The organism is Mycobacterium sp. KBS0706, assembly GCF_005938675.2.
Lineage (GTDB): Bacteria > Pseudomonadota > Alphaproteobacteria > DSM-16000 > Inquilinaceae > Inquilinus.
Genome location: NZ_VCCH02000042.1, coordinates 63,078 through 71,544, shown reverse-complemented (window position 1 = coordinate 71,544; position 8,467 = coordinate 63,078). Strand labels below are relative to the sequence as shown.

General features: G+C 71.8%; 8 protein-coding genes and 2 riboswitches. Of the genes, 1 reads left to right on the top strand and 7 read right to left on the bottom strand.

Translation table 11 applies throughout. The features are described 5' to 3' along the window. Positions 1 to 100: 100 nt before the first annotated feature. Entirely contained in the window at positions 101 to 688 is a 588-nt protein-coding gene (locus FFK22_RS22425) for a GNAT family N-acetyltransferase (RefSeq protein WP_138889146.1), read from the bottom strand. A gap of 88 nt (positions 689 to 776) precedes the next feature. Then, positions 777 to 970: riboswitch (cobalamin riboswitch) on the bottom strand. A 97-nt stretch (positions 971 to 1,067) separates the two neighbouring features. Between FFK22_RS22425 and dapF the strand changes: the two genes are divergently transcribed. Then, the gene (gene dapF, locus FFK22_RS22420) at positions 1,068 to 1,907 is read left to right on the top strand and encodes a diaminopimelate epimerase (RefSeq protein WP_138889147.1); all 840 of its coding nucleotides are present in this window, start codon (positions 1,068 to 1,070) and stop codon (positions 1,905 to 1,907) included. Between the two features lie 24 nt (positions 1,908 to 1,931). Here the strand turns inward: dapF and FFK22_RS22415 are convergent, their stop codons facing one another. From FFK22_RS22415 to thiO, 6 genes are all read right to left on the bottom strand, one after another. Next, entirely contained in the window at positions 1,932 to 3,965 is a 2,034-nt protein-coding gene (locus FFK22_RS22415) for a calcium-binding protein (RefSeq protein ID WP_186002589.1), read from the bottom strand. Positions 3,966 to 4,172: 207 nt separating this feature from the next. After that, the gene (locus FFK22_RS22410) at positions 4,173 to 5,321 is read right to left on the bottom strand and encodes a hypothetical protein (protein WP_138889149.1); all 1,149 of its coding nucleotides are present in this window, start codon (positions 5,319 to 5,321) and stop codon (positions 4,173 to 4,175) included. Between the two features lie 204 nt (positions 5,322 to 5,525). Beyond that, a complete protein-coding gene (locus tag FFK22_RS22405) occupies positions 5,526 to 6,152 on the bottom strand; it encodes a thiamine phosphate synthase (protein ID WP_138889150.1) in 627 nt (208 codons plus the stop codon). A gap of 7 nt (positions 6,153 to 6,159) precedes the next feature. Then, the gene (locus tag FFK22_RS22400) at positions 6,160 to 6,930 is read right to left on the bottom strand and encodes a thiazole synthase (protein WP_186002588.1); all 771 of its coding nucleotides are present in this window, start codon (positions 6,928 to 6,930) and stop codon (positions 6,160 to 6,162) included. Positions 6,931 to 6,943: 13 nt separating this feature from the next. Then, complete coding sequence (gene thiS / locus FFK22_RS22395; protein WP_138889152.1) at positions 6,944 to 7,147, bottom strand: sulfur carrier protein ThiS; 204 nt, start codon at positions 7,145 to 7,147, stop codon at positions 6,944 to 6,946. Next, positions 7,144 to 8,376, bottom strand: coding sequence for a glycine oxidase ThiO (gene thiO, locus FFK22_RS22390; protein ID WP_138889153.1), 1,233 nt, complete (start codon positions 8,374 to 8,376; stop codon positions 7,144 to 7,146). Before thiO ends, thiS begins: the two co-directional genes overlap by 4 nt. Beyond that, a riboswitch (TPP riboswitch) is annotated at positions 8,367 to 8,465 on the bottom strand. It overlaps the preceding gene by 10 nt. Positions 8,466 to 8,467: the final 2 nt, after the last annotated feature.

Here is an 8,467-nt window from a genome sequence, read left to right as displayed (position 1 = left end):
TGTCTGATCGGTCTGCGCGGTGTTCATAGAACGTATCATGAACACGATTCGCAGATAATACTATGAACATTGCGTTACGACCTTCCCCGCCCCTTGCCGGCTATTCCGTCCCGCTCTCCCGGCGCAGCACCAGGATGAAGCCGTCCTCGCCCGGCAGGCCGCGGCCGGCCTCGGACGGGACCCCGCCCTCGGCCGTTGACGGCGGCGGCTCGCTGCGGTCGAGGAAGGCCTCCATGGCCGCGACCGGCCAGCGCCAGATCGTCTTGTCCGCCGGCGCCGCGCCGATGCCGGCATAGAGCCGGCGGGCGCCGTCATTGTCCGACGCCATCTCCCAGCGCACCCGCATCGCCTGGGACACGCCGATATCGGCCAGGGCCCGCATCAGCTGCCGGCCGATGCCGCGGCCGCGTGCCCGTTCGCGGACATAGACGTCGTCGACCCGGATGAAGTCGCCGCCGGTCCAGATCGAATAGTCGATGGTGTAGCTGACATAGCCGACCACGCCGCTGCCGTCCTCGGCGATCAGGCCGCGGAAGCGCGGCGGCACCTCGGCCAGAGCCTCGTCGAGATCGGCGCGCTGCGCCGTCATCGCCGCCAGATCGCCGGCGAACGCCGCCAGCTCGCGCAGCATGTCGAGCAGCATCGGCACATCCGCGGCCCCAAGCGGCCGCACGGTCAGATCGGTCACCACAGCATCTCCCGCCTTCGGCAGGGGCCCACGGGAGGAGGTCGGCCGGACAGAGGCCGACGCGCCGCCCGGGGACACCCCGCCCCGTCACACGCACACATCCGACGGCAGGTCTCCTGGCTCGCGGGTCGTCGCCGCGCGCCCCCTTCCCGGGATCAGCCGGTGGATTCGGGCGCGGGCTCGCCGCCTACAGTTGCGGGGGCAGCGCCGGCCTTGCCCCAGGGCGCACCGGCTTCCCTTTTCACCCCGGTCTCCCGGGGCACCGTCGGCCGCCATGCTAGCCGCCGGCCCTCGCCCTGTCGATCACGCAGGGCTCGGCCCTCGCGCAGCGAGGCCGGTTGATGCCATATGAGGGCGGGAGAGACTTGGGGAGCGGGCGATGGACGGGCTGCCGTTCTGGAAGATGCACGGGCTGGGCAACGACTTCGTGGTGCTGGACGCGCGCGAGCGGCCGATCGCGATCCATCCCGACCAGGCGCGGCGCATCGCCGACCGGCATCGCGGCGTCGGCTTCGACCAGTTGCTGGTGATCGAGCCGGCGCAGGCCGCAGGCGCCGGCGTGTTCATGCGCATCCTCAATGCCGACGGCACCGAATCGGGCGCCTGCGGCAACGGCACGCGCTGCGTCGCCGCCCTGGTGATGGCCGACACCAGCGCCGAGTCGCTGGTGGTGGAGACGGTCGCCGGCCTGCTGGAGTGCCGCAAAGCCCCCGAAGGCGGCGTCACCGTCGACATGGGCCCGGCCCGGCTGGGCTGGCAGGACATCCCGCTGGCGCATGAGGCCGACACGCTGCACCTGCCGGTGTCCTCCGGCGCGCTGTCGGACGCGGTCGGCGTGTCGATGGGCAACCCGCATGCCGTGTTCTTCGTGCCGGATGCCGAGAAGGTGCAGATCGACGGCGTCGGCCCGGTGCTGGAGCACGACCCGCTGTTCCCGGAGCGCGCCAATATCGGCGTGGTCCAGATGCTGGCCCGCGACCGGCTGCGCTACCGGGTGTGGGAGCGCGGCGTCGGCGTCACCCAGGCCTGCGGCAGCGGCGCCTGCGCCGCCGCCGTGGCCGCGGTGCGCCGCGGCCTGGCCGAGCGCACCGCCTGGGTCGAGCTGGACGGCGGCACGCTCTTGATCGAATGGCGCGAGAGCGACGGCCATGTGCTGATGACCGGCCCGGCCGAGACCAGCTTCGCCGGCATCCTGTCGCGCCGCCTGCTGGACGGCTGACCCTGGGCCAGCCGTCCGCGCGGGTCAGAGCATGAAGTCGGCGGCAATGAGGTTGAAGTTGCCGGTGAGCACGATGTGGAAGTCGGAGACGCCGTCGCCGTTGACGTCGCCGGCGATGGTGGTCACGCCCGGGCTGGTGTTGGCGGCACGCAGCTCACCGGCATGATGGGTGAACAGACCGGATCCGATGAAGGTGAAGGCCTGGTTGCCGGCGACCCCGGTGTCGGCATCGATCGCCGACAGGTCGATCTTGTCACCCTGGGATCGGACGAAGTCGGCGATCCGGTCGGCATTGGCGCCGACCACGCTGTCCCCGACCGCGCTGAAGACGAAGCGGTCCGCATCGGCACCACCGGTCAAGGTATCCTTCCCGGCACCGCCATCGAGCACATCCTGGCCGCCGCCGCCATTGAGCGAATCGGCGCCAGAATAGCCGTTCAGCACATTGGCAACGGCGTTGCCGATCAGCGAGTCGCCGCCCTGGCTGCCATTGACGTTCTCGACCGATCCGTAGCCGTCGCCCTGCGCGTCGCCGCCCGTGCCGATGCCGGTCAGCAGGTTCACGGTCACGCCGACCGAGCTGTCCCAGTAGCTGATCAGGTCCGTGCCGGCACCGCCGTCCAGCCGGTCGGCGCCGGCGCCTCCGCGGAGGATGTCGGTGCCGCCCCAGCCGAACAGGCTGTTGGCGCCGGCATTGCCGGTGAGGGCGTCGTTGCCCTGGCTGCCGTTGAGCATCTCGATCCCGAGATAGACATCGCCCTGCGCATCGCCGCCGGAGCCCTGGCCGGTCGCCAGATTCGCCGTCACCCCGACCGAGCTGTCCCAGTAGCTGACCAGATCGTTGCCGGCGCTGCCGTCCAGCCAGTCGGGGCCGGCCCCGCCGCGGAGGATGTCGTTGCCCGCACCGCCATTCAGCACATTGCCGCCGCCATCCCCGGTCAGGGCGTCGTCGAACGCGCTGCCGGTCAGGCTCTCGATCGACACCAGCACGTCGCCGGCCGCGTCGCCGCCGGATCCGCCGCCCGTCACCAAGCTGACGGTGACGCCGGCGCTGCTGGCCGCGTAACTCGCCGAATCGGAACCACCACCGCCGTCGAGCAGATCGGCTCCCGCCCCGCCCTGAAGCACGTCGTTTCCGAACCCGCCTCGGAGCGAGTTCGCGACGCCGTTCCCGGTCAGGACGTTGTTGCTTGAATTGCCGATGACGTTCTCGACCGAAATGATCGTCCCATCCGCTTCGCCCTGGGCCAGATCGAGGTTCACAGCTCCAGGGTTTTGTTCATAGCTGACGGTATCGTTGCCCTCACCGCCATCCCACAGGCTTGCTCCGGAGATAAAGACATCATCCCCGGCACCCCCCACCAGGATATCTGCGTATCCCAGGCGGTCCGCGAACTGGCTGCCGATGATCTTCTCGATCGAGTACAGGGCATCGTTGGGGAGCGACGGTTCGGGTACGACGCCCGCAAAAAAGTAACGCGGTGCGTTGTCGACCAAGCCGAAGTAGCCGAACGCGACGCCTGTCGCCGCGAGGGCATAGCTGACGGTGTCGAAGCCGTCGCCGCCGAACAGACGGGCGTCGCTGATGGTCGCCATCAACACGTCATCGCCAGCCTCGCCATACATGTAGTTGCCGCCCGCGACCACGTCGTCGCCGGCGCCGCCATGGAACTCTCTAGCGCCAATGCCGGTCAGGTGATCCGCGAACGCGCTGCCGGTGACGCTTTCGATCGAGACCAGGACGTCACCTTCGGCGGTGCCGCCCGAGCCCGCCCCCTGCGACAGGTCGACGGTGATGCCCGCCCCGCTCTCCGCGTAGCTGGCGGTATCGCCGCCGGCACCGCCATCCAGCTGGTCGGCGCCGACACCGCCGGCGAGAAGGTCGTTGCCGTCGCCCCCTCGCAGCACATCGTTCCCGGCGTCTCCATAGAGCCAATCGTCATTCCCCAGCCCCGACAGGGCATCGTCCCCGCCCAGGCCGTGCAACTCGTCCTGCCAGTAATTCGGGTCATAGATCGGGTCCCCGGAGGGCTGGGGCACCCAGACGTCCCCGGTCATCGTATCATTTCCGGCTGTGCCGAAGCGCGGCGTCGCAACTGCCATGATTTCCGTCCTCCCGAATCCTGAATGTCGAAAAAGGCGCAATGACAGACGAAACACCGGCCCGGTCCGCCCCGAGCAGTGGAGGCGAATGCCGAGCACCATCTCACAGTACAATTAAGGATAAATTATATTCGCATCCGGTCCTCTGTCGAGATCCCCATCCTAGAGGATTCGGATGGCGAGGCAGGCCCGGCAGCCCCACCACAGGCCGTAGATCAGGCCGAGCAGCAGCAGGCGGAGCCAGTAGATCAGGCTGAAAACGAAGCCGATCGCGCCGAACAGCACGGTGGCGGTGAGGTCGGCCAGCCGCCGCGACCAGCGGACCGTCGCCTTCACCGTGGTCAGCGCGCCGCGCTTCAGCACCTTGAACACGGCGAGCGTGCGGTCGCCCATCACCGCCGACACCTCGTCCACGCGCCGCAGGTCCGGCACGTCGTCGACATAGCGCAGCAGCTCGACCGACTGGGCCGGGCCGACCCGGTCGGCGACCCGGCCGGCGGCGCTGACGGCCTCGTCCAGCCCGTCCAGGCGGTCACGGCGAATCGCGGCGGCAAAGACCGCGCCGGGCCGCAGCACCGTGTCCTGCCACCCGGCCTCCCGCACCTGGCGGCGCAGGGCCGGGAAATCGACCACATCGGCGACCATCCGGCCGAGACGCTCGGCGAAGCGGGCCGACAGCCGGCCGGTCCGCCGGGCGATCTTGAAGGCCGACACCGCACCGCGCGGCAGCGCCGCGGCCCCGCCGGAACCGTAGGTCGCCGCGGTCAGGGTCAGCCCGATGCCCGACAGGCCCAGCGCCAGCTCGTCCACCGGCTCGCTGTTGCCGAAATGCCAGAGCTCGCGGCCGATGTCGCGCAGGTCGCCGACGAAGGTCATGTCGGCGGCGAAGGCGCCGGCCAGGCCGGAGACACCGCGGCCTTCCCCGGTCACGGCGCCGGCGACCGCCTGGCGCGTGGCCCGGACCGCGGTGCTGGCCGTCGAGGTCTCGTCCTCGAAGCGCGCCCGCCATTCCGGCTTGACCGGATAGCCCGTGATCTCGGCCACCTTCAGCCAGACGGCGGCCCCGTCGATGTCGTCCTCGGCGAAGGCCTGGGCGAGCCCGGCGTCGATCTGCTCCGGCGAGGTGCCGGCCCGGGTCCAGGCGGTCAGGGTAGCCTCGACCTCCTGCACCTCCGGCGTTCGCCCCAGCTCCGCCCGGACGAGGTCGATCAGCGGGCCGGCGGCGCGCAGGGCGAGGACCAGCCCGATCAGCCCAGGGACCGTGATCAGCACGAATTCCAGGACGCGCAGCGGCCGCAATCGCAGCTTCATGGAGGCTCCCATCCGGCGCCGCCCCTATAGCACGCCCGGCGGCCCTCCCGACAGGCGGTCAGAGGCCGTTTGGAAATGCTACTGGCACGGCCGTCTGACGGCGGACTCGAAGCTTCCGGTGCTCACGGCCCCAAACGTCCGCTGCGCGCCGGTTCTCGAAACCGCCGCCAGCCGACTCACGCCAGCGCATTTCGAAACGACCTTTCAGGCCAGGCCGGCGCCGAGCGCCGCGAGGTGTTCGCGGATCGCCGTCGTCGGGTCGCCGGCCCGCATCACCCCGCCCATCACCGCGACCCCGGCGAAGCCGGCGGCGATGAGGCCCGGCAGCAGGTCGGGCCCGATCCCGCCCAGGGCGATCACCCGGCCGGGATGGCGGCGGGCGATGGCCCCGGCCTCGGCCGGGGACAGGACAGGCTTGTAGCCCGGCTTGCTCGCGGTCGGCGCCAGGGGCCCGAGGGTGACGTAGTCGGCCCCGGCCGCGACGGCGGCGTCCACCTCGTCCCCGGCATGGCAGGAGGCGCCGATCAGGGCCGCGGGGCCGAGGCGCTGCCGCGCCGCGGCCGGGTCGCCGCCGGCGGCGAGGTGCAGCCCGTCGGCCTTGGCCGCCGCCTCCGCATCGGCGTGGACGGTGACCACGGCGCCGACCGGCCGGGCCAGGGCGCGCAGCCGGTACAGCAAGGCGAGACGCTCCGGCACCGGCAGGTCCTTCTCGCGCAGGCTGACCCATCGGCAGCCGGCGGCCAGCGCATCCGCCACCACGCCGGTCAGCGGCCGCGCCGCCTGGCGCCGGTCGGTGATCAGCAGCAGCGGCGGCGACGGCAGGCGGGTCATGAGTCCATTACGTCCCGATCAGGCCGAGCTGCGGGCTGGAGGGATCGGCCAGGCGGCGCTTCGGGATCCGGCCGGCGCGGGAGGCCAGGCGCCCGCCTTCGACCCCCGCGGCCATGGCCCGGGCCATGCGCACCGGGTCGCGCGCCTTGGCCACGGCGGTCGACAGCAGCACGGCGGAGCAGCCGAGCTCCATCGCCAGCGCCGCGTCCGAGGCGGTGCCGATGCCGGCGTCCAGCACCACCGGCACCGGGATGCGGCTGCAGATCATCTCGATCGCATGCGGGTTGGAGATGCCGAGGCCGGAGCCGATCGGCGATCCCAGCGGCATCACCGCGGCGCAGCCGGCATCGGCCAGGCGCATGCAGGTGACGAGGTCGTCGTTGCAGTAGGGCAGCACCACGAAGCCGTCGCGCACCAGCTCCGCCGCCGCCTCGACCAGTTGGGCGACGTCCGGATACTGGGTCTCGCGGTCGCCGATCAGCTCCAGCTTCAGCCAGGTGGTGCCCAGCGCCTCGCGCGCCAGCTGCGCGGTCAGCACCGCATCCCGCTTGGTCATGCAGCCGGCGGTGTTGGGCAGCAGGCGCCAGCGGTCGCCGACCAGATCGACCAGGCTTTCGGCATAGCCTTCCAGGCTGATCCGGCGGATCGAGGCGGTGACGATTTCGGCCCCCGAGGCCTCGATCGAATCCAGCATCAGCTGCCGGTTGGCGTAGCCGGCCGAGCCGATGAACAGGCGCGAGCGCAGCGCCACGCCAGCGATGATGAAGGGGTCCTGCATCTCCATTCTCTCCTCAACCGCCCTGGAACGGGCGGACGATCTCGACCCGGTCGCCTGCCGCGAGGCGATGCTCCGGCCAGCGGGCGCGCGGCAGCACGGCGTCGTTCAGCGCCACGGCGGTGCCGCGCGCCGCCGGGTCGATGCCCTTGGCCAGCAGCAGGTCGAGCACGCTGACCCCAGCCGCCGCTTCGGTCTCTCCGTTCACCACGACGCTCATTGCGCCGCCTCCGCGATCCGGGTGAAGCGGTCGATGCGGAACGGCTCCGCCGCCTCCGGCAGCCTGCCGTCGAGGATGGCGCCGGCGACCGCCTCGACCGTGGCCGGCAGCAGCAGGATGCCGTTGCGGTGATGGCCGGTGGCGAGGACCAGCCCCTCGATCGCCGAGGGGCCGAGCACCGGCGCGTCGTCGCGGCTGCCGGGCCTGAGGCCGGCCCAGCTTTCGATCACCGGCAGTTCCTCGATCCCCGGCAAGGCGCGCCAAGCGGCGTCGAGCAGCGACAGCATGCCGCCGGCGGTCACGGTGGTGTCGAAACCACGCTCCTCCACCGTGGCGCCGATGATCAGCCGGCCGTCGAGCCGCGGCACCAGATAGGCCTTGCCGGCCCACAGCACATGGCGCAGCAGCGGCGCCGCCGGGTCCATCTGCAGCGCCAGCATCTGGCCCTTGACCGGCCGGACCGGCGGCAGCGCCTCGCGCGGGATGCCGGGGATGCCGCCCGACCAGGCGCCGGCGGCCAGCACCACGACGTCGGCCGGCCGCGCCTCGCCGGCGACCACCACGCCGCTCGCCCGGCCGTGATCCAGGATCACGGACTCGACTTCCGCATGGTCGCGCAGCCCGCCGCCGGCGCGGCGCAGCGCCTCGACCAGCGCCGGCACCAGCCAGCGGTTGTCGACCTGGTGGTCGGCCGGGCTGTGCACGGCGGCGGCCAGGCCCGGCCGCAGCATCGGTTCGCACTTGAGCAGCTCGGCGCCGGTCAGCCAGCGCAGATCGACGCCGAGCTTCGCCTGGTACTCGGCGGAGAAGCGCAGCTCCGCCGCGTCGTCGCGGGTCAGGGCCACGGCCAGCGTGCCCTCGTCGCGATAGCCGATCGGCCGGTCGGACGCGGCCTCGACCTCGCGGGCGAAGCCGGGCCACAGGTCCTGGGCGCGGCGGCACAGGCCGAACAGCGCCTCCTCCCCCGGCTCGGCCTCGAGCCCGGCGGCGAGCATGCCGGCGGCGGCCCAGCTGGCCTCGCGCCCGACCGGCCCGCGGTCATAGACGTCGACGGGACAGCCGGCCCGGGCCAGACGCCAGCCGATGGCCAGGCCGTTGACCCCGGCGCCGATGATGGCGACGCGAGGTCTCGCGCCGCGAAGCGGCGCGACGTCGGGCCATTGGCCGCGCAACGGCGTCGGGCCGACGGACTCGGCCTGCAACGGGGACGGAATCGGAATGCCGGTCATCTCAGGCTCCCTCCGCTGGCATGATCCAGGTCAGGTTCGATGGGTATGATCTCAGCCCGCCGTAACGGTGGGCACCCCAGCCGAGCCGCCA

What these genes read in the sequence shown, in the direction of transcription:
- thiO (WP_138889153.1), bottom strand. Translation starts at nt 8,376, where the DNA reads ATGACCGGCATTCCGATTCCGTCCCCGTTGCAGGCCGAGTCCGTCGGC.
- FFK22_RS22415 (WP_186002589.1), bottom strand. Translation starts at nt 3,965, where the DNA reads ATGACCGGGGACGTCTGGGTGCCCCAGCCCTCCGGGGACCCGATCTAT.
- thiS (WP_138889152.1), bottom strand. Translation starts at nt 7,147, where the DNA reads ATGAGCGTCGTGGTGAACGGAGAGACCGAAGCGGCGGCTGGGGTCAGC.
- dapF (WP_138889147.1), top strand. Translation starts at nt 1,068, where the DNA reads ATGGACGGGCTGCCGTTCTGGAAGATGCACGGGCTGGGCAACGACTTC.
- FFK22_RS22400 (WP_186002588.1), bottom strand. Translation starts at nt 6,930, where the DNA reads ATGCAGGACCCCTTCATCATCGCTGGCGTGGCGCTGCGCTCGCGCCTG.
- FFK22_RS22405 (WP_138889150.1), bottom strand. Translation starts at nt 6,152, where the DNA reads ATGACCCGCCTGCCGTCGCCGCCGCTGCTGCTGATCACCGACCGGCGC.
- FFK22_RS22410 (WP_138889149.1), bottom strand. Translation starts at nt 5,321, where the DNA reads ATGAAGCTGCGATTGCGGCCGCTGCGCGTCCTGGAATTCGTGCTGATC.